This is a genomic window from Halomonas sp. THAF5a (assembly GCF_009363755.1).
GTDB lineage: Bacteria > Pseudomonadota > Gammaproteobacteria > Pseudomonadales > Halomonadaceae > Halomonas.
The window spans coordinates 1,460,887-1,482,102 of record NZ_CP045417.1 but is presented as its reverse complement, the minus strand read 5'-3'; the positions used below and the strand labels follow the sequence as shown (position 1 = coordinate 1,482,102).

Genomic DNA, 21,216 nt, shown 5'->3' with positions numbered 1-21,216 from the left:
CCCGGCGCCTCCCGCTGTCCAGAAAGGTGACGGCTATGGTAGGTTATGGGGCTTGAATCCCCGTACCATTCGACGTGCCAGGCTGACGGGAAACGCCGGTCGACGCGCCCCGAGCGCCGCTCCGGCCAGACAGCCGGCGAGCAGAGAGGCTCACAGCTATGAGCGACACCCCCTCCCCACGCATCTCCAGCGGCGAAAAGTATCGCAACGACCATGGCACGGCCGCCATCAAGGACGGCATGAAGGTGCGTCGCGAGGTCGAGGAAGGCGGCGTCAGCGGCCGCAAGCCGAGCTGGCTGCGCGCCCAGATTCCCGGCGGCGAGCGCTTCGAGGCGGTCAAGAAGAACGTGTCCACCCACCGGCTGAGCACCGTGTGCGCCGAGTCCCACTGCCCCAACCAGGGCGAATGCTGGAGCAACGGCACGGCGACCATCATGCTGATGGGCTCGGTGTGCACCCGCGCCTGCCGCTTCTGCGCCGTGGACACCGGCAACCCCAAGGGCTGGCTGGACGCCGAGGAGCCGGAGAACACCGCGCGCTCCGTGGAGCTGATGGGGCTGCGCTACATCGTGCTCACCTCCGTGGACCGGGACGACCTGCCCGACGGCGGGGCGAGCCACTATGCCGACTGCATCCGCGCCATCAAGGCGCGCACCCCCGAGGTGGTCGTCGAGGCGCTGACGCCGGACTTCGACGCCGAACCCGTGGCGATCGAGCGAGTGGTCGACTCCGGCCTCGAGGTCTTCGCCCAGAACGTCGAGACCGTCGAGCGGCTCACCGCGCGGGTGCGCGATCCCCGCGCCGGCTACCGCAAGACCCTCGACGTGCTGGCCCACGCCAAGCGCCACCGCCCCGAGGTGATCACCAAGACCAGCCTGATGCTGGGGCTGGGTGAAACCGACGAGGAGATACTGGCGACCTTCGACGACCTGCGCGAGATCGGCGTCGACATCGTCACCCTGGGCCAATACCTGCGTCCCACCCGCAACCATCTCCCGGTGGAGCGCTGGGTCACGCCGGAGGAGTTCGACCGCTACCGCGTGCTGGGCCTCGCGAAGGGCTTCATGGAGGTGCCGTCCGGCCCGCTGGTGCGCTCCAGCTACCGGGCCGATCGCGTATTCGAGAAGAACAACCTCGGCCTGGCCGCCCCCGCCGAGGTGCCGGGCCAGGCGCCGGACCCCAACCGCATCGACGCCGTCAACGTCGGCTGAGCCTCGACGCGCCCGACACACAGGGGCCCCACCGCCGCGGCGGTGGGGCCCCTGTGGTTTGGGTGGCAGCGGCGGGCGACCGCCGCGCCGAGGCGAGCCTAGGCGATGGCAGGCTGCTCGTGACCTTCGGCGAGTTCGCGGCCGAGCTCGCGCGCCAGGCACTCGGCCAGGCGCTCGCCGACCGCCTCGACACCGGGACAGTCGTCGACCCAGTCGGCCAGCCGCGTCATGGCCATGCCGGCATAGCCGCAGGGGTTGATCCGCGCGAAGGGCGAGAGATCACCGTCGACGTTGAGCGCCACCCCGTGGAAGCTCGCCCCGCGGCGGATCCTGAGGCCCAGGGAGGCGATCTTGGCTTCGCCCACGTAGACGCCGGGGGCATCGGGCCGGGCGTGGGCCGTCACGCCGTGCGCGGCCAGCAGCGCGATCACCGCCTGCTCCAGGGCGGTGACCAGCTCGCGCACGCCCAGGCGGGCGCGGCGCACGTCGAGCAGCGGATAGAGCACCACCTGGCCGGGGCCGTGATAGGTCACCTGGCCGCCGCGGTCGGTGGCCACCACCGGGATGTCGCCCGGCATCAGCAGGTGCTCGGGCTTGCCGGCCTGCCCCTGGGTGAACACCGGGTCGTGCTCGACCAGCCAGAACTGGTCCGGCGTCTCGGCATCGCGCTCGTCGGTCAGGGTACGCATGGCCTGCCAGACGGGACCGTAGGGCCGTCGGCCCAGGCGGTGCAGCGCGATCGGCGCCGTGCTGTCGGGCACCATCACACCACCATGTGCACGCGGCCGGTGGCCTTGAGCTCGCCGAACAGCGCCTTGAGCTGCACCTCGCCGGTGGCCCGCATGGTCAGACGCACCGAGAGGAAGCGGCCGTTGCGGCTCGGCACCACCTGGATGCCCTCGGCGTCGAAGTGCGGGTCGTGGCGAACGACGATCTGGCAGACCGTCGCCGCGAAGTCATCGGCGGCATCGCCGACGATCTTGATGGGGTAGTCGCAGGGAAAGCTGATCTTCGGGGGCGTGTCGCCCGCCTGGGGCGCGGGCTTGCGAAGGTCGCGCAGGGAATTGTCGCTCATGATCGCGTCCGGATGGAGGGTATGCCCCTATTCTACGCAAGGCGGCGGCGCCGACCAACCGGCCAGCCGGCGTCGCCGCCAGGGGCCGGATACGCCACGGGCCGGCCCGAGGGGCCGGCCCGTGGTCGCTTGCCGCGGCATGCTCGTGGCGGGCGACCCTCGCCCGCCCGCTCAGTCGAACCAGCCGCGGGTCAGGTTGGTGAAGAAGCGCTGCACCTGATCGATCAGGCGCTTGAAGAAACCACCCTCCTCGATGCTCTCCAGGGCCACCAGCGGCCGCTCGCCGACCAGCTCCTCGCCCTGGCGCACCTCCATGGTACCCACCCGATCACCGGCGGCGATCGGCGCGGTCAGGTCGGCCTGGATGTCGAGCTTGGCGGTGAGCTCCTCGTCGCGCGCCCGCGGCACGGTCATGACCACACTGCTGTCCACGCCGACGCGCAGCTCGTTCTTGTCGCCTCCCCAGATCCGCGGCGTGTTGAGCACGGCGCCGGCGTCATAGAGGTTCAGGGTCTCGTAGTAGCGGAAGCCGTAGCTCAAGAGCTTCTGGGACTCCTGGGCCCGCGCCTCGTCGGAGGCCGTGCCCATCACCACCGAGATGAGCCGCATCTCGTCACGCTCGGCGGAGGCGACCAGGCAGTAGCCCGCCTCCTCGGTCCAGCCGGTCTTCAGGCCGTCGACGCTGGCGTCACGCCACAGCAGGCGGTTGCGGTTGGGCTGCTCGATGCCGCCGTAGGTGAACTCCTTCTGGCGGTACATCCGGTAGTGCTCCGGATAGTCGTTGATGATGTGCTGGGAGAGCAGTGCCAGGTCATGGGCCGAGGAGTAGTGGTTCTCGTCGGGCAGGCCGGTGGGATTGACGAAATTGGTGTCATGCATGCCCAGGCGCGTCGCGTGCTGGTTCATCAGGTCGGCGAAGGGGCGCTCGCCGCCGGCCAGGTACTCGGCCATGGCCACGCTGGCGTCGTTGCCGGAGACGATGACGATGCCGTGCAACAGCTCGCTGACCGGCACCTGCTCGCCGACCTCGATGAACATCTTCGAGCCGCCGGTGCGCCAGGCCTTCTCGCTGATCGGCACCAGCCCGTCCGGGCTGATGTTGCCCTGGTTGAGCTCACGCTCCACCAGGTAGGCGGTCATCAGCTTGGTCAGGCTGGCCGGGGGCAGGCGCTCGCGGGAGTTGTGCTCGGCCAGCACCCGGCCGCTGTCGGCATCCATCAGGATCCATGAGCTGGCCGCCAGCTGCGGCGGCGAGGGGATCATGGTCTGCGGCTGGGGGATCGACTGGGCAACGGCCTGTGACGCGACCAGCAGCAGGCTGACCAGCAGCGCCGGCAGCAGCCGGCCGCGAAGGAAGGGGGTGAATCTCATGGCAAGGGTTCTCATCGGGTGCATCACAGGGTTAAACGCTAGGGGACGCCGATTCACTCGGCGTCGTCGACAATGAAGGCCTGGGCGAAGCCGGCCCGACGCAGGGCGTCGCGGACCGAGGCCACCTGGCCCGCGGGATCCAGCGGGCCGACCTGAACGCGGTGAAGGCCGGAGGCACTGGCCACGCGCACGGGGCGAGCGATCTCCTCCTCGAGGCGCGCCTGCAGCGCCCGGGCCCCCTCCTCGGACCCCAGGGCGGCGACCTGCAGGAAGACCCCCTCCGTCACGTCGCCGCCTGTGGCCCGGGCGGCCTCGGCAGCGCCCGCCGGCGTCTCGCCCTCGGGGGCGGCGGACGGCGAGGGATCGCCATGCCGGGCGAGCCAGCGATCCACGTCGATCGCCTCCACCCGGACCCGGCCGGTGCCCTCTTCGAGGATGCCCAGGCGGGCGGCCGCGGCATAGGAGAGGTCGATCTCGCGCTCGCTGTGGAAGGGGCCACGGTCGTTGACCCGCACGATCGCCGAACGGCCGCTGTCGAGGCTGGTGACCCGGACGAAGCTCGGCAGCGGCAGGGAGCGGTGGGCGGCGCTCATCTTGTACATGTCGTAGATCTCGCCATTGGAGGTGGCGTAGCCGTGGAACTTCTCGCCGTACCAGGAGGCGCGCCCCTCTCGCTGGTAACCGCGGGCATCCGCCAGCACCTCGTAGCGCTTGCCCCACACCTCGTAGGGGGAGGCATTGCCGCCCCGGGAGCGAGGCTCATGCCGCGGCACGGCATCGGGCACCTGGGCGACGTCGGGAGGATCCTCGGGATAGGCGTCTCCAGCGAGGGCATAGCGCTCGCCATCCTGCGTCGAGGCCGAGGCGCTAGGGCCGGCGGGCTCGACGGGCGCGGGGCGTGGTCCGCCGCCACCGGCACAGCCGGCGAGCAGCGCCGCCAGCCCAAGGATCAGCAGGGAACGTCTCATGGGGCCTCCTCGAACCGGGTGTCGACGACCTCGCGCCAACCGGCCTCGCGGCCGCGCGCCCCGGCGATCGCCTCGGCCAGCTCCGTCACCGCCATGGCGTAGAGGTGGCTGTGATTGTAGCGGGTGATCACGTAGAAGTTGTGCTCGCCGAGCACGTAGCGCCATCCGCCCTCGCCGTCCTCCAGCGCCACCGGCAGCAGGCGATGCTCGTCGTCCAGCGCGTCGGGGACCGCCAGGCCCGCCTCGGCGAGCGTCGCGGCCGTCACCGCGGGCGGACGCGCGGCGCGATTGAAATCGATGCCCTCGGGCGGCGTCGCGGGGCCCGCGACCGGCCGATGGATCGGGGCACCCGGCCGCCAGCCGTGCTCGGCGAAATAGTTGGCCACGCTGCCGATGGCGTCCACCGGGTTGGTCCAGAGGTCACGCAGGCCGTCATCGTCGAAGTCCACCGCGTAGGCGCGGTAGCTCGTCGGGATGAACTGGGGATAGCCCATGGCCCCGGCGTAGGAGCCGGTCAGACTGCCCGGGGCGCGCTGCTGCTCGAAGGCGATCGCCAGGAAGGCGGCCAGCTCGCCACGGAAGAAGCGGCCCCGGCTCGGGTGGTGAAAGGCCAGGGTCGACAGCGAGTCGAGCACGGGATGGGTGCCGGTGACCTCGCCGTAGCGGGTCTCGACGCCGAGGATCGCCGCGATGATCTCGGGGGGCACGCCGAAGTCGGCCTCGGCGCGGGCGAAGGCCTCGGCGTGGGCCTCGATGAAGGCCGCGCCCTTGGCGATGCGGGCTTCATCGAGGAAGATGGCGCGATACTCGGGCCAGGTCAGGCGGCGCTCGGCGGCGCCGCTCATGGCCTCGAGCACCGCCGGGCGATACTCGGCCGACTGCAGGGCGCCCTCGAGCCAGCCGCGGTCGATGCCCTGACCGGCGAGCTCCTCGACCAGCCGGCGCGCCTCCGGGTGGCGATCGGGATCGAAATCGGCCGCCGATGTCCCGGCGGCTCCCAGCGCCAGCAGCCCGCCCGCCAGCCAGGCCTTCCAGCGTGTTCCCTGTGGTGACGACACCGTCATTGCGGCTCTCCCTGAGTCGTGTCGGCCGCCTATCGCGGCAGCAGTCGGCGGTGGGCGTTAACGGCCATGAGAATACCGAAACCGGCCATCAAGGTCACGCTGGAGGTCCCGCCATAGCTGACCAGCGGCAGGGGCACGCCGACCACCGGCAGGATGCCGCTGACCATGCCCACGTTGACGAAGACATAGATGAAGAAGGTCAGGATGATGCTGCCCGCCACCAGCCGGCCGAAGGTCTCCTGGGCGGCCCCGGCGAGCCACAGCCCGCGGCCGACGATCAGCAGGTAGAGCACCAGGAAGGCGAGCATCCCGACGAGCCCGAACTCCTCGCCCAGCACCGCGACGATGAAGTCGGTATGGCGCTCGGGCAGGAACTCCAGCTGGGACTGGGTGCCCTCGAGCCAGCCCTTTCCCCAGAAGCCGCCGCTGCCGATGGCGGTGGTCGACTGGATGATGTTCCAGCCGGCGCCCAGCGGGTCGCTCTCCGGGTCGAGGAAGGTCAGCACCCGCTGGCGCTGGTAGTCGTGGAGGTTGATCCAGAGCAGCGGCAGCGCCGCCGCCGCCAGGGCCCCGCAGAAGAAGATGAAGCGCCAGGAGAGCCCTGCCAGCACCACCACCAGCACCCCGGCCGTGGCCACCAGCAGTGAGGTCCCGAGGTCGGGCTGCCGGGCGATCAGCGCCACCGGCAGGCCGATGATCACCGCGCACACCAGCAGGTCGCGCCAGCGCGGCGGGAGCACCTGGCGGCTCAGCCAGGCGGCCACCATCATCGGCATGGCGAGCTTCATCAGCTCCGAGGGCTGGAAGCGGATCACGCCGGGGATCACCAGCCAGCGCTGGGCCCCCATGCCCATGTCGCCGATCAGCTCCACGGCCACCAGCATGACGAGCCCGCCCACGTAGACCAGCGGCGTCCAGCGCAGCAGGGTCGCCGTGGAGAGCTGGGCGAGCCCGACCATCACCACCAGGGCGACGCCGAAGCGGATCGCCTGGGCGGTGACCACCGAGAAGCGCTGGCCACTGGCGCTGTAGAGCACCACCAGGCCGGCCAGCATCAACAGCAGCAGCATGCCGAGCAGCCAGGGATCGAGGTGGATACGCTCCCAGAGGCTGCGGCGTCGCGCGATGCCGCTCAGCGAGGGTTTCACCGGGTGGCTGCGCAGGCCACGGGTCAGTTCGCTCCAGATCATCCGTCAGTCTCCCGCCACGCGATCGTCCTCGCGTTCCAGCGCCTCGCGCACCTCATCACGGTCCGGGGCCTGGTCCTCGAGCAGCCAGGCGTCGGTCATCGCCTTGGCCAGGTGGGCGGCATGGGTGCTGCCGCCCCCGGCGTTCTCGACGATGACCGCCACGGCGATCTCGGGCGCCTCCACCGGCGCGAAGGCCATGAACAGGGCATGATCGCGCAGCCGCTCCTTCAGCTCGTCGGCGTTGTACTTCTCGTTCTGGCCCAGGGAGAAGACCTGGGCGGTGCCGGACTTGCCGGCCATGCGGTACTCGAGGTCGCGGCCGATGCGTCGCGCCGTGCCCTCGCGCCCCGAGACGACCTTCTCCATGCCCGAATAGACGCTGTCCCACCACGCCTCGTTGCCGAGCTCGACGTCGGGCGGCGTCTCGGGCAGCTCGACCGGCACCTCCTCGTCGCCGATGCGCCGGGCGAGGCGCGGCTTGACCCACTCGCCCCGGTTGGCCAGCACCGCCGTGGCGGTGGCGAGCTGCAGCGGCGTCACCTGCAGGTAGCCCTGCCCGATGCCCACCGAGAGCGTCTCGCCGGGGTACCAGGGCTGATTGAAGCGGCCACGCTTCCAGCTGCGCGACGGCATCAGGGCGTCGCTCTGGCCCTGGACGTCATGGGCGACCCGCTCGCCGAAGCCGAAGGCCGTCATGTTCTCGTGGATGACATCGATCCCCAGCTCATGGGCCAGCGAATAGAAATAGGTGTTGTTGGAGACGGCGAGGGCCCGTTCCAGATCGACCCGGCCGTGGCCCCAGCGCAACCAGTTGCGGTAACGCCGCGAGTCGTTGGGCAGCTGGAAGTAGCCGGGGTCGTAGATCACCTCCCCCGGCGTGATCGCGCCCTCCTTGAGGCCGGTGATCGCCATGAACGGCTTGATGGTCGAGCCCGGCGGGTAGTGGCCGCGAATGGCGCGGTTGTAGAGCGGCAGGTCCAGGTCCTCCTGCAGCGCCCGATAGGAGGCGACGTCGATGCCGGTGACGAACTGGTTGCTGTCGAAGCCCGGCACCGAGGCCAGGGCGAGGATCTCGCCGGTGGCCGGCGCAATGGCGACGATCGAACCCCGGCGCCCATCCAGAAGCTCCACGGCGAGCTTCTGCAGCTTGCTGTCCAAGGTCAGGGTGAGGTCGCGGCCGGGCACGGGATCGGTGTGGCCGAGCTCGCGCAGCACCCGGCCGCGGGCGTTGGTCTCGACCTTGCGCAGCCCCGCCTGGCCGTGCAGCTCATCCTCGTAGAAGCGCTCCACCCCGCTCTTGCCGATGAAGTGGGTGCCGGCGTAATTGCCCGAATCGAGCCCCGCCAGCTCCTCGGCGTTGATCCGCCCCACGTAGCCCAGGGCGTGCACCATGGTCTCCGCCTCGGGATAGTAGCGCAGCAGCTGGGCCTCGACCTCGACGCCGGGCAGGCGGTGGCGATTGACCGCCAGGCGGGCGATCTGGGCCTCGTCCAGGTCGCTCATCAACAGCGCGGGCTGGAAGGGGCGCTGGCGCTGGCGCGAGCGGACCCGGAAAGCCTCGGCCTCCTCCTCGGGCAGCTCCAGCAGCTCCACCAGCAAGGCCAGGGTGGCGTCCAGGTCGTCGACCCGCTCGCGTACCAGGGTCAGGTTGTAGGTGGGCCGATTCTCGGCCAGCAGCTTGCCATGGCGATCGTAGATCAGGCCGCGGGTCGGCGGCAGCGGCTCCACCCGTACCCGGTTCTTCTCGGAGCGGGTGCTGTAGACCTCGTGCTGCACCACCTGAAGGTAGAACAGCCGCCCGCCCAGCAGCCCCGTGAGGATCAGCACCACCAGGACGGCCAGCAGCGAGCGCATGCGGAACACGCGCAGCTCCTGTTCCGGGTTCTTCAGGGTTTCGCGGCGGCGACGCATGCGAAGCAGTGACCTTTGGATGAAGGAGCGGAACCCCCGACGGCGGTGCCGTCCGGCCCGCCGTCAACGGTGATAGGGATGACCGACCATCAGGGTCCAGGCGCGATAGAGCTGCTCGGCAAGCAGGATGCGCACCAGCGGATGGGGCAGGGTCAACGGCGAGAGCGACCAGCGCTGGTCGGCGCCGGCCGAGAGCGACGGCTCCAGGCCGTCGGGGCCGCCCACCATCAGCGCCACGTCGCGCCCCTCGAGGCGCCAGGCATCCGCCTCGCGGGCCAGCTGCTCGGTGCTCCAGGGCTTGCCGCCCACCTCGAGGGCCACCAGGTGCTCACTGCCGCGCAGGCGGGCGCGGATACGCTCGGCCTCCGCGGCCATGGCCCGCGCCACGTCGGCGTTCTTGCCGCGCTGCCCCGGGGCGATCTCTTCCACTTCCAGAGCGAAGTCCCGGGGCAGGCGCTTGCGGTACTCCTCGACGCCGCGGTTCACCCAGTCGGGCATCTTGGTGCCCACCGCCAGCAGGCGGACCCTCATGAGCCCTGCTCGGCCCGGGATTCGGCGTCGCTCGGGAGATCGGCCCAGAGCCGTTCGAGGTCGTAGAGCTGACGCGTCTCGGGCAGCATCACATGGACCACCAGCTGGCCGAGGTCGACCAGCACCCAGTCGGCCCCGCTCTCGCCCTCGACGCCCAGCGGCGCCAGGCCTTCGTCCTTGGCCGCCTGGACCACGGTATCGGCCAGCGCCGCCACGTGACGGGTGGAGGTGCCTGAGGCCAGCACCATGCGGTCGGTCACGCTGGTCAGTCGTGAGACGTCCAGGACGGCGACGTCCTGGGCCTTGAGGTCCTCCAGTGCATCCACTACCAGAGTCTTGAGTGCGTCGATATGCATAGGCCTTCGTGTCTGCCTTGGTCCACGGGAAATCATCGACCCATTGTACCGGCTCGACGCGCCGGAGGGCAGCACTCAACGATGCCGATAGAGTCCCCGCGCGAGCAGGCGCGCCTCCACCGCCTCGGGCAGCAGGTAGCGGACGCTTCGCCCCGCCGCGAGACGCCGGCGCACCTCGGTGGCCGAGATCGCCATGCGCGAGGGCAGCCGCAGGCGTAAAAGCTTCCCGGCCGGCGAGGCCATCAGCGCCTCGCCGGCCTCGACCTCGCGCCCGGCCAGGAGCCTGGCGAGGGCCGCCGGCAGCGCCGCCTCGTGGTCCGGCCGATCGATCACCACCACGTGGGCGAGCTCGAAGAGCCGCTCGGGCTCGTGCCAGTCGGCCAGGCGCAGGAAGGCATCATGCCCCAACGCCATCACCAGCCGCGCCTCGGCGCCGACTTCCCGGCGCAGCGAGGCCAGGGTGTCGGCGCTGTAGGAGGGACCCTCGCGCTCGAGCTCCCTGGGGTCGGCCACGAGTCCCGGCGTGTCGCCGATGCCCAGGCGCAGCAGCGCCAGGCGTTCGTCGGGCGAGACCCGCGGCTCGCCGCGCAGCGGCGGCATGGCCGCGGGGATCATGTGCACGCGATCCAGCGACAGCGCCTCGCGAAGTTCCACGGCGCTGCGCAGATGCCCCAGGTGGACCGGGTCGAAGGTGCCCCCGAGCATGGCCAGGCGGAGCGGGGACGCGCCCGCGGCGACGCGCGCCGGCAGGCCCGCCTCGCTCACTGGCGCACCTGGCCGTCGCCGAGCACCACGTACTTGCGGGTGGTCAACCCCTCGAGCCCCACGGGGCCCCGGGCGTGAAGGCGGTCGGTGGAGATGCCGATCTCCGCGCCCAGCCCATACTCGAAGCCATCGGCGAAGCGCGTGGAGGCGTTGACCATCACCGAGCTGGAGTCCACCTCGGCCAGGAAGCGGCGCGCCAGGGTGTAGTTCTCGGTGACGATGGCGTCAGTATGCCGCGAGCTGTAGCGCTCGATGTGCGCCATGGCGGCGTCGATGCCGTCGACCACGCGGATCGCCAGCACCGGCGCCAGGTATTCCGCCGCCCAGTCCGCCTCGCTGGCCGCGGCGATGTCGCCGAGGACTTCCCGGGTCCGCTCGCAGCCGCGAAGCTCCACGCCGTGCTCGGCGTAGGCCGCGGCGAGGCGCGGCAGCAGGGCCTCGGCCACCGGGGCGTCGACCAGCAGGGTCTCCATGGTGTTGCAGGTACCGTAGCGCTGGGTCTTCGCGTTGACGGCGATGGCCAGCGCCTTGTCGGGATCCGCGCCGGCATCGAGGTAGACGTGGCAGACGCCATCGAGGTGCTTGATCACCGGCACCCGCGCCTCGCGAGTGATGCGCTCGATCAGCGACTTGCCGCCGCGCGGAATGATCACGTCGACATACTCGGGCATGCTGATCAGCCGGCCCACGGCGGCGCGATCGGTGGTGGCCACCACCTGCACCGCCGCCTCGGGCAGGCCGGCGCTCTCGAGGCCGGCGCGAATGCAGGCGGCGATGGCGGCGTTGGACTCACGCGCCTCGGAGCCGCCGCGCAGGATGGCCGCGTTGCCTGACTTGAGACACAGGCTCGCCGCCTCCAGGGTCACATTGGGACGCGACTCGTAGATGATGCCGATGACCCCCAGGGGCACGCGCATCTGGCCGACCTGGATGCCGCTGGGGCGAGCACGCAGCCCATCGATCTCGCCGACCGGGTCCGGCAGGGCGGCGACCTGGGCCAGCCCCTCGATCATCGCGTCGAGGCGCGACTCGTCCAGCGCCAGGCGGTCGAGCAGGGCCGCGTCGAGGCCGCTCTCGCGACCGCGCGCCAGGTCCCGAGCGTTGGCCGCCAGCACCTCGCCGCGGGCCTCGGCGAGGGCCTCACCCATGGCCATCAAGGCGGCATTCTTGGCCGCGGTATCGACCCGGCGCATGCGGGTGGCCGCCTCGCGGGCGCCCCGCCCGAGGCGCTCCATGTAGGTATCGACGTCCGCGATCTCTGCGGTGGCGGTCTCGCGATCCGAGCGGGAGGCTTGAGCTGTCATGCCGATGCGTCTCTCCTGGGGGGCGGCACCGCCGCGACAAGGGCAGGGCCGGGGTTATACTGTGCCGAAAACCGGGAAGGGATTCATACTAATCCACCATGCAGACCAAGTACAAAAGCGTCCTGCTGCGCGGCAACCTGCTGATCGCGGCGGTACTGATGGCGCTGCTGGCCGCCTATACGCCGACCCTGACCGATACCCTGCTGATCTGGCTGGCCGCGGCCTGGCTCACCATCACCGCCCTGCTGCTGACCTTCGATCACCGCCGCCCCGCCACCCTGCCCTGGCAGCTGCTGCCGAGCCTGCTGCTGGCGGCGCTGCTGTGGGGGGAGCCTGGCCGTCACGTCACCTGGCTGTGGGCCTGGGCCATGCTGTTGATGCTGCCCCAGCCCCGCTGGGTGCTGCTGCTGGGCAGCCTGCTGGCGCTCGCCACCTGGTGGCCGCTGAGGGAGCTGCTGGGGCTCGAGCAGTGGGTGCTGAGCGGCCTGCTGCTCGGCGCCCTGATGCTGCTGGGGCTATCACGGGCGCTGGACCTTCGCGCACGACGCCAGAGCGCCCTGCGCCGTGCCCGCCTGGTGCCGGGCCTGCCGCTGTGGCCCGGCGAGCGGCTGCCCGGCGACCTGGCCCTGGAGCGCAAGCGCTGCCGGCGTGAGGGCGTGCACGCCGAGCTGCTGCTGCTGCGGGTCCCCCGCCACCGCTGCTGGCGACTGGCACAGCGCCTGTGCCGCCTGACCCGCAGCTTCGAGCGCTGCTACCAGCTGGATGCCACGACGCTGGCGGCGATGCTGACCAGCCGCCACCCGGAGCAGGCCGAGGAGCGCCGCGCACTGCTGTGGCGCTCCCTGGAGTCCCACGGCCCGGGCCGCGCCATTGCCCTGCGCGCCCTCGCGTCACTGGAGGACGAGCGTCGAGCGCTGGCCCAGCAGGCGGCGGACCTGGAGGTCATCCGGGAGCCCCCCGATGCATAGGCGCCACCCTCGTTCCTCGCGCCTGTTCGCTCTGTGGCATGCCGGCGGCGCGCTGCTGCTGCTGGGCATGGCCCTGTGGCTCTACCTGATGGGCGAATACGAGCGCATCCCCCTGCCGGCCGCCCTCTCGCTGCTGATGGTGGTCGCCAGCCTGCTTACCGCGACCCGCGACACCTCCTCGCGACTGGCCGCCTACCTGGCGCTGATCTGCGGCTACCTGCTGATCGCCGTCGAACTGCCCCGCCAGTCCGGGCTGCCGGCGCTGTGGCTGGGCCTGCCGCCAGTGCTGACCCTGCTGCTGCTGCCACTGGCTCCGGCCATGCTGCTCAACCTGGCGCTGACGCCGGTATGGCTGGCCCTGCTCGGCAATGGCCAGCTCGATGGCGAGATTCTGTTGCGATACCTGGGCCTGGTGGCCGTAGCGGCGCTGGTGCCCTGGGAGCAGGCCCGCCAGCACGCCCTGCTCCGGGCCACCGACCCCCGCGACGCCGAATGCACCGCCACCGGCCGCGAGACCCTGCATGAGCAGCTGGAGAGCGAGGTCGAGCGGGCCGAGATGCTGGGCCAGCCGCTGGGAGTGCTGCTGATGCACCTCCCCCAGCTGGACATGGCCGGCGAGCAGTTCGGTCCCACCGCACGGCAGGCGCTGCTGGACGCTCTCTGCCAGGCGGTCTCGAGCCGCAGCCGCGATCACGACGTCCTGGGCCGGGAAGGCCCGGCGGACTTTTGGCTGGTGATGCCGGACACCAGCGAGAGCGGCGCCCTGCTGGTCCAGCACCGGCTGCAGCAAGCGCTCGAGCAGATCACCCTGATGGACACCGGCCGGATGGAGCTGCGGCTTCGCCTGTGCCGGCCGCGGGTCGGCGAATCCTGGCCGCACTTCGAGCAGCGCCTGGAGGCCGCCAGCCAGTCGCTGGCCGCCGGTTGAGCGCCCTCGCCGCATCACGACAACGGAGCGTCACGTGAACCTCGTCGACACCCTCTTCCAGCTGGCCCCCTCCCCGGGGCTGCTGCTGCTGATCATCGCCGTCATCGCCCTGGTGGAATCCCTCGCCCTGGTGGGACTGCTGGTGCCCGGGGTGGTGCTGATGACGGCCGCCGCCTCCCTGGCCGGCCACCAGGAGCTCGCCGTGGTCACGGCCATCCTCGCCGCCTTCGCCGGGGCGGTGATCGGCGACGGCCTGAGCTTCCTGCTGGGCTATCACCAGCGCGAGCGAGTCACCGCCCAGTGGCCGCTGTCGCGCCACCCGGAGTGGCTGGCACGGGGGGCACGCTTCTTCCAGCGGCACGGCTCGCTGTCGGTCCTGCTGGGTCGCTTCGTGGGGCCGGTGAGGCCGGTGGTGCCCCTGATCGCCGGCATGCTGCACATGTCGCCCCGCGCCTTCCTGTGGGCCAACCTCGTCTCGGCGGCGCTGTGGGCCCCGGCCTATGTGCTGCCAGGCTACCTGCTGGGGCGCACCTGGCAGCGGCTGGTGGCGCTGCCCGAGGGGTTGCAGGCGTGGCTGGTCGGCCTAGGCGTGCTGGTGGTGGTGCTGGCGGTGCTCTTCTCCTGGGTGCGCCACCTGGTGACCCGCGAGGGCCAGGCCTATCGCGGGCTGATCGGCTGGTCGCGGCGCAGCGCCTTCGGGCGGCGGCTCTGGCGATGGCTCTCGCCGCCCCATGACGTCGAGCCACCGCTCGCCACCTGGCTGCTGCTGATCCTCTCCCTGGCCGCCCTCTCCGCCTGGACGCTGGTGATCCTGCACCAGGACGCCCCGCTGGCCATGGACGCGCGTCTGGAGGCGCTGATGCGGGGCCTCGCGCTGCCCGGCCTCGACGCCATCGCCCGGGCGCTGGGCCGGGCCGGCGATCTGCTCGGCGTGCTGGCGCTGGTGCTGCCCTGGGGCTGCTGGCTCGCCTGGCGGCGCCACTGGGCAGCCCTCTGGCACATTGCCGGCGGGCTCGTGGGCATCGCGCTGCTCAACACCCTCGGCAAGGCGGCGATCGGCCGCCTCCGCCCCATGACCCCGGAGCACCTCGTCGACTCCTTCGCCTACCCCAGCGGCCACACCTCCACGGCGGTGGTACTGTTCGGCATGGCCGCGGCCTTCGTCAGCCGAGAGGTGTCGCCCGCCCGGCGCACCCTCGCCTACTGGGCGGCGATCGCCGCCATTCTGCCCATGGCGCTATCGCGCCTGGTGGTCGGGGTGCACTGGCTGAGCGATCTGATCGGCGGCGCGCTGCTGGGCCTGGTGGTCTGCGCCCTGGTACAGCTCGCCTGGCAGCGCCAGCCGCGCGCGCCCCTGGCCCCCTGCCCCTGGCGGCGGCTGGGCGCCGCCTCGCTGGCGGTGGTCGCCGCGCGGATCGCCTGGCTGCCGCCGTTCTAGCTCACCCCAGCGCCAGCCACAGGCCCACGCCGGCCATCAGCGTGCCGGCGGCACGGTTGAGCAGGCGCACGCTCTCGCGCTTGCCGAGCACCCGCCGCAGGGTCTGGCCTCCGGTGGCGTAGAGCAGCAGGCAGACGAACTCGATGGCCAGTATCACCGCGATCAGCGCCGCGAGCTGGGGCGCCAGCGGCCGCGCCGCGTCGAGGAAGGGTGGCAGCAGCGCCACGAAGAAGGCCCAGCCCTTGGGATTGGCCACCGCCGTGACCAGCCCCTGCAGGGCCAGCTGGCCGCGGGCGGCGGGCGGACCCGCCTCGAGGGTCTCGGGAATGGCCATGCCCCCGCGGGAGCGCCACATCATCACGCCCAGATAGCCCAGGTAGGCACCGCCCAACCACTTGAAGACCGCGAAGAGCTCGGGCTGGCGCAGCATCAGCGCGGCCACCCCGGCCCCGGCGGCGACGGCAACGAGCCCCACTCCCACGAGCTCGCCGATCATCATCCACAGCGTGCGTCGCACCCCCTGAGTCATGCCCAGCACCATGGCGAGCGTCATGCACATGCCCGGCGTCAGGGAGACCAGCAGGAAGGTCGGCACGAACACCGAGAGGACAGACAGCGAGATCATGGGGGAACCATCCTTGATGGTCGCGACCCGCCGGGGTGGCGGGTCGAAAAGGTGGCGGGTCGACGAGGTGGCGGGGCGCTCCGTGGCCCGGGCCGGCCTACTCGCCCCAGCGGGGCATCAGGCGGTGCTCGATGCCGAGCTGGTTGAGGATGCGCGCGACGATGAAGTCGATGAGGTCCTCGAGACGCGTCGGCTGGTGATAGAAGCCCGGCGCGGCGGGCAGGATCACCGCGCCCATGCGGGTCAATGAGAGCATGTGCTCGAGATGGATCGCCGAGAAGGGGGTCTCGCGGGGCACCAGGATCAGCCGGCGCCGCTCCTTCAGGGCCACGTCGGCGGCGCGCTCGATGAGGTTGTTGCTGGCGCCGGTGGCCACCGCCGAGAGGGTGCCGGTGGAGCAGGGGCAGATCACCATGGCCGAGGGCGCTCCCGAGCCCGAGGCCACCGGGGCCATCCAGTCCTCGCGGCCGAAGCAGCGGATCTGGCCGGGTACGGCGCCGGTGCGCGCGGTCAGCGCCTCGACGAGACGCTCCGGCCGCGCCGGCAGCTCCTCGTCGGTCTCGGTGGCGATCACCAGGTGGGCGGCCTTGGAGATCATCACCCAGACCCGGTGCTCGGCGGCGACCAGCGCCTCGATCAGGCGCAGGCCGTACTGGGCGCCGGAGGCCCCGGTCAGGGCCACCGTGACGGGATCGCGCAGCTCGGGGGCGTCGTCAGCCCCCACCGGCTCAATCGGCTTACTCGGCTCACTCCGCATGGGCGACCTCCAGGGCGGCCAGCAGCTTGTCGTGGATGCCACCGAAACCGCCGTTGGACATCACCACGATGCGGTCCAGCGGACGCGCCTCGGCCACCAGGGCGGCCACCAGGGCGTCGAGGTCCTCGCAGAGTCGGGCCGGCACCGGGCTCGCCTCGAGCACCGGCGCGAGCGACCAGTCGAGCCCCGGCGGCTGAAACCAGAAGGCGGCGTCGGCGGCGGCCACGCTCGCCGCCAGGCGGTCGCGCAGGGTGCCCAGCCGCATGGTGTTGGAGCGCGGCTCGATCACCGCCAGCAACCGACCCCGAGGCGTGGCGGCCCGCAGGCCCTCCAGGGTGGCGGCGATCGCCGTGGGATGGTGGGCGAAGTCGTCGATCACCTGGATGCCGGCCACCTCGCCGCGCAGCTCCTGGCGCCGCCGCGGCGTGGCGAAGCGCGACAGCGCGGCGGCGCCGCGGGCCAGGTCGACCCCACAGGCGTGGGCGGCGGCCAGCGCGGCCAGGGCGTTGCGGGCGTTGTAGGCGCCGGTCAGCGACCAGTCGACCACCGCATCCTCGCTCACCGCTCCCACCTCATCGAGGGCCTCATGAACCACCCGGAAACGCGAGGCGTCCTCGCGCTCGAGCTCTACTCGCCAGGGGCTCGAGGCGGCCTCTCCGAAGCGCGACACCGGCGTCCAGGCGCCCTGCTCGAGCACTCGCTCCAGCGCCGGTTCGCCATCGGCCACCAGCAGCAGCCCCTTGCCCGGCACGGTGCGCACCAGGTGGTGGAACTGCCGTTCGATGGCGGCCAGGTCGGGGAAGATGTCGGCGTGGTCGAACTCCAGGTTGCCGAGGATGGCGATCTGCGGGCGGTAGTGGACGAACTTGGAGCGCTTGTCGAAGAAGGCGGTATCGTACTCGTCGGCCTCGACCACGAAGGGGGCCCCCTCGCCGCCGAGACGCGCCGAGACGCCGAAGTTGCGCGGCACCCCGCCGATCAGGAAACCCGGCGCCAGGCCGGCGGACTCCAGCAGCCAGGCCAGCAGGCTCGCCGTGGTGGTCTTGCCGTGGGTGCCGGCCACGGCGATCACCCGGCGCCCCGGCAGCACCCGCTCGGCCAGCCACTCGGGGCCGGAGACGTAGGGCAGACCGAGGTCGAGCACCGCCTCGACCTCGGGGTTGCCCCGCGAGAGGGCGTTGCCGATCACCACCCGGTCGGGGCGCGGCGTGAGGTTGTCGGCGGAGTAACCGTCGCACAGGGCGATGCCCGCCTCCTCGAGCTGGGTGCTCATGGGCGGATAGACATTGGCATCCGAGCCGCTGACGGTGAGGCCCATCTCGCGGGCGAGCAGCGCCAGGCTGCCCATGAAGGTGCCGCAGATGCCGAGAATGTGAAGGTGCATGCAGTCTCCGGGAACTCAGTGTGCCGCCGGCCGCGGCGCGATCTGCGCGAGCCTAGCATGCCGCCGTCGGGGCGCTCCAGCGACCACCGTCGCCGCCCGGGCCCAAGGCGAGTTGGGCCCGGGAGGCACTCGGATGCAGCTGCTGCCACTTTCGGCTAGACTTTGCGGCTTTCGCCACCCTCGACGTATCAGGAACAGGTAAGCTCCATGGCCCAGCATAACGCCTTCTACGCCCAGTCCGGCGGCGTCACCGCCGTGATCAACGCCAGCGCCTGCGGCGTGATCGAAGCCTGCCGCCGCCATCCGGACCAGATCGGCAAGGTCTATGCCGGCCACAATGGCATCATCGGCGCCCTCACCGAGGACCTGATCGACGTCAGTCAGGAGAGCGACGAGGCGATCGCGGCACTGCGCCACACGCCCGGCGGCGCCTTCGGCTCCTGCCGCTACAAGCTCAAGGACATCGAGACCCACCGCGCCCAGTACGAGCGGCTGATCGAGGTCTTCAAGGCCCACGATATCCGCTACTTCTTCTACAATGGCGGCGGCGACAGCGCCGACACCTGCCTGAAGGTCTCGCAGCTCTCCGAGAAGCTGGGCTACCCGCTCACCGCCATCCATGTGCCCAAGACCGTGGACAACGACCTGCCGATCACCGACAACTCGCCGGGCTTCGGCAGCGTGGCCAAGTACATCGCCACCTCGACGCTGGAGGCCTCGCTGGACATCGCCTCCATGTGCGCCACCTCCACCAAGGTGTTCGTGCTGGAGGTGATGGGCCGCCACGCCGGCTGGATCGCCGCCGCCGGGGCGCTGGCCGGCGAGGGCGAGGGCGAGCCGCCCCACCTGGTGATCTTCCCCGAGGTCGCCTTCGACCGCGCCGCGGTCATGGCCCGGGTCGACGCCTGCGTCAAGGAGTACGGCTACTGCGTGATCGTGGTCTCCGAGGGCGCGCGCTACGAGGACGGCACCTTCCTCGCCGACTCCGGCAACACCGACGCCTTCGGCCACCGCCAGCTGGGCGGCGTGGCGCCGACGCTCGCCGGCATGGTCAAGCAGGACCTGGGCTACAAGTACCACTGGGCGGTGGCCGACTACCTGCAGCGCGCCGCGCGCCACCTCGCCTCCAAGACCGACGTCGACCAGGCCTACGCGGTGGGCGACAAGGCCGTGGAGCTGGCCGTGGCCGGCCAGAACTCCATGATGCCGGCCATCAAGCGGGTCAGCGACGCGCCCTACGAGTGGCGCATCGAGGCCGCGCCGCTGGCCGAGGTGGCCAACCGCGAGAAGTTCATGCCCGGCGAGTTCATCCGAGACGACGGCTTCGGCATCACCGACGCCTGCCGCCAGTACCTCGCGCCGCTGATCCAGGGCGAGGACTTCCCGCCCTTCGAGAACGGCCTGCCCAAGGTCGCGCACCTGAAACTGGCCAAGGTCGAGCGCAAGCTGGAGCCCTTCACGATCTAAGCGCCGAGCGCCGAGCGCCGAGCGCCGAGCGCCGAGCGCCGAGCGCCGAGCGCCGAGCGCCGAGCGCCGAGCGCCGAGCGCCGAGCGCCGAGCGCCGAGCGCCGAGCGCCGAGCGCCGAGCGCCGAGCGCCGAGCGCCGAGCAGGATGGTTTCACATGACAACTTGAACGCCAGGAAAAACCTTCAGCGGGTCTCTCTGCTAGAGGTTTTTTCTTGGCGGCTTATCGCAGCAGCCAGGAGAGCACCAGCAGCAGCAGCAGGATCCCCGCCACCCCCTGCCAGAAGCTCGCCCGTTCGCCCGGGCGGCGGGCGCCGCCGCCCGTCTCCCGGGGCGGGCGCAGGGCGCGGCGAAACTCGGACATGCGCCGGAAGCGCAGCGCGCGCTGGGGGTCCAGGGCGCGGCGCAGGGCATCGTCCAGCGCGACCGTCACCTCCGGGTTGAGGGTGCGGGCGCTCCGGTAGGCCAGCTGCTCGAGGTCGGTGTGGCTGCGCAGCCGGTGGGGCGCCAGGGCGTAGGGCAGCTCCCCGGTGAGCAGCCAGTAGATGGTCGAGGCCAGCGAGTACTGGTCGCTGCGCCGTCCGACCTGGTCGTCCAGGGCATACTCCGGGGCGCTGTGCTCGGTGAGACCGAGCTGGCGCACCAGCCCCCGGGAGCGGCGATGGCCGTCCACGTCGCGCAGGTGGCAGGCGCTGAAGTCGGCCAGCACCACCTGGCCATGCAGGTCGATGAGCACGTTGTCGGGGTGGATGCGCTGGTGCAGCAGGTCGCGGTGGTGCAGCGCCTGCACCGCCTTGCCCAGCTGGTTGGCGATGTCCAGGCGCTGCTCGAGGCTCGCCTGGGGATGCTGGCGGGCCCAGTCGGTCAGGGTGCTGCCCCGCACGTGGGCCATCAGGTAGTAGAGAAAGCGTCGCGGCCGCGAGGACTCCATGATCCTCACCACGAAGGGCGAGGAAACCCGCTCCACCACCCACTGCTGCAGCAGGAAGTGCTCCAGGTAGGCGTTGCGGCTGGAGAGCTCCGGGCTCGGGGCCTTCATCACCATCTCGCGCCCGCTGTGCACGTCGCGCACGTGGTAGACCCGCGACTGGGCGGTACGCGACAGCACCGACAGCACCTCGAGCCCGTCCAGGCGCTCCCCCGGGGCCAGCTCCGGGGGAATCGGCAGGTCGCCGTAGACCCGGCCGGGCTGCTCCTCCGCGGCGTCGGGCAGGGCATCGATGCGCACCAGCTGGAAGCAGAACTGGTCGCTGCCGTAGCCGCGCTCCTGGGCCCGCTCGCGAGCCGCGGCGGCAAGCCGTTCGCAGGCGGCATCCAGGTCGCTGGCATCCTCGCGGATCAGCCGCACGTAGTCCGAGGGCATCAGGGTGCCCTGCACCGCCTGGGTCGTGAACAGGAAGATGTCGCCCTGCTTGAGGGGCAGGCTCGAATAATCGATCTCCAGGCCGCTGTCCATGCCCATGGCCCGGGAGGGGTAGCGATAGCCGCCCAGGTCGGTGACGTGGTCCCGGGAGAGCTGCTCGAACTCGGCGCCGCGCAGGCGGAACACCACGGTGTCGCCCATGTGGAAGAGGTGCGCCTCTCGCCCGCGGAAGACCATGGCGGAGAGCGAGGAGACGTAGCTGCCGTCCGAGATCCGGTGATTCTGGCTGAAGCACCAGGCGTTGAGCGCCCGCAGCACTCGGGTCGCCGAGGCCTTGACGTCCCAGTGGTCCGGGGTAGAGAAGTAGTCGGCCAGAAAGCCCTTGACGCTGAGATCGCCGGCCTGCTTGGCCAGGGTGTTGCGCGAGGTCGAGTCGCTGATCAGCGCGCAGGCGCCCTTGGCCGAGAGCAGCGGGGGGTCGGGCAGACGCACCGACATGGAGCTGCGATGCCGGCGCCGGTCGGGCGCCACGAAGGCCTGGC

Annotated in this window: 20 protein-coding genes; 5 read left to right on the top strand and 15 right to left on the bottom strand. The window is 71.3% G+C overall.

From position 1 onward, the window contains the following. The first annotated feature begins 158 nt into the window (after positions 1-158). A complete protein-coding gene (gene lipA / locus FIU83_RS06705) occupies positions 159-1,211 on the top strand; it encodes a lipoyl synthase (protein ID WP_152483334.1) in 1,053 nt (350 codons plus the stop codon). A 98-nt stretch (positions 1,212-1,309) separates the two neighbouring features. Here lipA and lipB read toward each other — a convergent pair whose 3' ends face one another. The 11 genes from lipB to FIU83_RS06650 form a co-directional block, all read right to left on the bottom strand. Further along, positions 1,310-1,975 (bottom strand): lipoyl(octanoyl) transferase LipB, encoded by a 666-nt coding sequence (gene lipB / locus FIU83_RS06700; protein ID WP_152483333.1) that lies wholly within the window; start codon positions 1,973-1,975, stop codon positions 1,310-1,312. Beyond that, a complete protein-coding gene (locus FIU83_RS06695; protein ID WP_152483332.1) occupies positions 1,975-2,286 on the bottom strand; it encodes a YbeD family protein in 312 nt (103 codons plus the stop codon). Before FIU83_RS06695 ends, lipB begins: the two co-directional genes overlap by 1 nt. Positions 2,287-2,457: 171 nt before the next feature. Next, positions 2,458-3,657, bottom strand: coding sequence for a D-alanyl-D-alanine carboxypeptidase family protein (locus tag FIU83_RS06690; protein WP_152483331.1), 1,200 nt, complete (start codon positions 3,655-3,657; stop codon positions 2,458-2,460). A 53-nt stretch (positions 3,658-3,710) separates the two neighbouring features. Further along, positions 3,711-4,625 carry a septal ring lytic transglycosylase RlpA family protein gene (locus tag FIU83_RS06685; RefSeq protein WP_152483330.1) on the bottom strand — a complete coding sequence of 305 codons (915 nt, stop codon included), beginning with the start codon at positions 4,623-4,625 and terminating at the stop codon, positions 3,711-3,713. Beyond that, entirely contained in the window at positions 4,622-5,689 is a 1,068-nt protein-coding gene (mltB, locus tag FIU83_RS06680) for a lytic murein transglycosylase B (protein ID WP_152483329.1), read from the bottom strand. The genes FIU83_RS06685 and mltB overlap by 4 nt, the downstream gene beginning before the upstream one ends. Before the next feature lie 29 nt (positions 5,690-5,718). Further along, on the bottom strand, positions 5,719-6,879 hold the full coding sequence (rodA, locus tag FIU83_RS06675) for a rod shape-determining protein RodA (protein WP_152483328.1): 1,161 nt from the start codon (positions 6,877-6,879) through the stop codon (positions 5,719-5,721). Between the two features lie 3 nt (positions 6,880-6,882). Continuing rightward, positions 6,883-8,790, bottom strand: coding sequence for a penicillin-binding protein 2 (gene mrdA, locus FIU83_RS06670; RefSeq protein ID WP_152483327.1), 1,908 nt, complete (start codon positions 8,788-8,790; stop codon positions 6,883-6,885). A gap of 63 nt (positions 8,791-8,853) precedes the next feature. Then, positions 8,854-9,321: a 23S rRNA (pseudouridine(1915)-N(3))-methyltransferase RlmH gene (gene rlmH, locus FIU83_RS06665; protein ID WP_152483326.1), complete on the bottom strand. Its 468-nt coding sequence runs from the start codon at positions 9,319-9,321 to the stop codon at positions 8,854-8,856. Continuing rightward, positions 9,318-9,677, bottom strand: a complete 360-nt coding sequence (rsfS, locus tag FIU83_RS06660) for a ribosome silencing factor (RefSeq protein WP_152483325.1) — start codon at positions 9,675-9,677, stop codon at positions 9,318-9,320. Before rsfS ends, rlmH begins: the two co-directional genes overlap by 4 nt. 75 nt (positions 9,678-9,752) lie before the next feature. Beyond that, positions 9,753-10,382, bottom strand: coding sequence for a nicotinate-nucleotide adenylyltransferase (nadD, locus tag FIU83_RS06655; RefSeq protein WP_152485278.1), 630 nt, complete (start codon positions 10,380-10,382; stop codon positions 9,753-9,755). A gap of 56 nt (positions 10,383-10,438) precedes the next feature. Continuing rightward, the gene (locus FIU83_RS06650) at positions 10,439-11,746 is read right to left on the bottom strand and encodes a glutamate-5-semialdehyde dehydrogenase (protein WP_152483324.1); all 1,308 of its coding nucleotides are present in this window, start codon (positions 11,744-11,746) and stop codon (positions 10,439-10,441) included. Positions 11,747-11,844: 98 nt separating this feature from the next. Here FIU83_RS06650 and FIU83_RS06645 point away from each other — a divergent pair, with 98 nt between their 5' ends. Genes FIU83_RS06645 through FIU83_RS06635 form a run of 3 tightly spaced genes read left to right on the top strand, consistent with a single transcriptional unit; the run spans position 11,845 to position 15,080 of the window. Beyond that, a complete protein-coding gene (locus FIU83_RS06645; protein ID WP_152483323.1) occupies positions 11,845-12,714 on the top strand; it encodes a hypothetical protein in 870 nt (289 codons plus the stop codon). Further along, positions 12,707-13,642, top strand: a complete 936-nt coding sequence (locus FIU83_RS06640) for a diguanylate cyclase (RefSeq protein ID WP_152483322.1) — start codon at positions 12,707-12,709, stop codon at positions 13,640-13,642. The genes FIU83_RS06645 and FIU83_RS06640 overlap by 8 nt, the downstream gene beginning before the upstream one ends. A 34-nt stretch (positions 13,643-13,676) precedes the next feature. Then, on the top strand, positions 13,677-15,080 hold the full coding sequence (locus FIU83_RS06635; protein ID WP_152483321.1) for a bifunctional DedA family/phosphatase PAP2 family protein: 1,404 nt from the start codon (positions 13,677-13,679) through the stop codon (positions 15,078-15,080). A 1-nt stretch (position 15,081) separates the two neighbouring features. On the opposite strand, the gene FIU83_RS06630 is transcribed toward FIU83_RS06635, so the two are convergent. From FIU83_RS06630 to mpl, 3 genes are all read right to left on the bottom strand, one after another. Further along, positions 15,082-15,705: a LysE family translocator gene (locus tag FIU83_RS06630; RefSeq protein WP_172976042.1), complete on the bottom strand. Its 624-nt coding sequence runs from the start codon at positions 15,703-15,705 to the stop codon at positions 15,082-15,084. Between the two features lie 97 nt (positions 15,706-15,802). Further along, positions 15,803-16,429, bottom strand: coding sequence for a flavin prenyltransferase UbiX (locus tag FIU83_RS06625; RefSeq protein ID WP_301538573.1), 627 nt, complete (start codon positions 16,427-16,429; stop codon positions 15,803-15,805). A 22-nt stretch (positions 16,430-16,451) separates the two neighbouring features. Next, the gene (mpl, locus tag FIU83_RS06620; RefSeq protein WP_152483319.1) at positions 16,452-17,846 is read right to left on the bottom strand and encodes a UDP-N-acetylmuramate:L-alanyl-gamma-D-glutamyl-meso-diaminopimelate ligase; all 1,395 of its coding nucleotides are present in this window, start codon (positions 17,844-17,846) and stop codon (positions 16,452-16,454) included. 207 nt (positions 17,847-18,053) lie between these two features. Between mpl and FIU83_RS06615 the strand changes: the two genes are divergently transcribed. Then, positions 18,054-19,313: a 6-phosphofructokinase gene (locus FIU83_RS06615; RefSeq protein WP_152483318.1), complete on the top strand. Its 1,260-nt coding sequence runs from the start codon at positions 18,054-18,056 to the stop codon at positions 19,311-19,313. 221 nt (positions 19,314-19,534) lie between these two features. Here FIU83_RS06615 and FIU83_RS06605 read toward each other — a convergent pair whose 3' ends face one another. Then, the gene (locus FIU83_RS06605; protein WP_253939588.1) at positions 19,535-21,172 is read right to left on the bottom strand and encodes a bifunctional protein-serine/threonine kinase/phosphatase; all 1,638 of its coding nucleotides are present in this window, start codon (positions 21,170-21,172) and stop codon (positions 19,535-19,537) included. Positions 21,173-21,216: the final 44 nt, after the last annotated feature.

Bases quoted from the DNA above. Each gene is read 5' to 3' on its own strand.
- lipA (WP_152483334.1), top strand. From the start codon at position 159: ATGAGCGACACCCCCTCCCCACGCATCTCCAGCGGCGAAAAGTATCGC.
- lipB (WP_152483333.1), bottom strand. From the start codon at position 1,975: ATGGTGCCCGACAGCACGGCGCCGATCGCGCTGCACCGCCTGGGCCGA.
- FIU83_RS06695 (WP_152483332.1), bottom strand. From the start codon at position 2,286: ATGAGCGACAATTCCCTGCGCGACCTTCGCAAGCCCGCGCCCCAGGCG.
- FIU83_RS06690 (WP_152483331.1), bottom strand. From the start codon at position 3,657: ATGAGATTCACCCCCTTCCTTCGCGGCCGGCTGCTGCCGGCGCTGCTG.
- FIU83_RS06685 (WP_152483330.1), bottom strand. From the start codon at position 4,625: ATGAGACGTTCCCTGCTGATCCTTGGGCTGGCGGCGCTGCTCGCCGGC.
- mltB (WP_152483329.1), bottom strand. From the start codon at position 5,689: ATGACGGTGTCGTCACCACAGGGAACACGCTGGAAGGCCTGGCTGGCG.
- rodA (WP_152483328.1), bottom strand. From the start codon at position 6,879: ATGATCTGGAGCGAACTGACCCGTGGCCTGCGCAGCCACCCGGTGAAA.
- mrdA (WP_152483327.1), bottom strand. From the start codon at position 8,790: ATGCGTCGCCGCCGCGAAACCCTGAAGAACCCGGAACAGGAGCTGCGC.
- rlmH (WP_152483326.1), bottom strand. From the start codon at position 9,321: ATGAGGGTCCGCCTGCTGGCGGTGGGCACCAAGATGCCCGACTGGGTG.
- rsfS (WP_152483325.1), bottom strand. From the start codon at position 9,677: ATGCATATCGACGCACTCAAGACTCTGGTAGTGGATGCACTGGAGGAC.
- nadD (WP_152485278.1), bottom strand. From the start codon at position 10,382: ATGCTCGGGGGCACCTTCGACCCGGTCCACCTGGGGCATCTGCGCAGC.
- FIU83_RS06650 (WP_152483324.1), bottom strand. From the start codon at position 11,746: ATGACAGCTCAAGCCTCCCGCTCGGATCGCGAGACCGCCACCGCAGAG.
- FIU83_RS06645 (WP_152483323.1), top strand. From the start codon at position 11,845: ATGCAGACCAAGTACAAAAGCGTCCTGCTGCGCGGCAACCTGCTGATC.
- FIU83_RS06640 (WP_152483322.1), top strand. From the start codon at position 12,707: ATGCATAGGCGCCACCCTCGTTCCTCGCGCCTGTTCGCTCTGTGGCAT.
- FIU83_RS06630 (WP_172976042.1), bottom strand. From the start codon at position 15,705: ATGATCTCGCTGTCTGTCCTCTCGGTGTTCGTGCCGACCTTCCTGCTG.
- mpl (WP_152483319.1), bottom strand. From the start codon at position 17,846: ATGCACCTTCACATTCTCGGCATCTGCGGCACCTTCATGGGCAGCCTG.
- FIU83_RS06615 (WP_152483318.1), top strand. From the start codon at position 18,054: ATGGCCCAGCATAACGCCTTCTACGCCCAGTCCGGCGGCGTCACCGCC.
- FIU83_RS06605 (WP_253939588.1), bottom strand. From the start codon at position 21,172: ATGTCGGTGCGTCTGCCCGACCCCCCGCTGCTCTCGGCCAAGGGCGCC.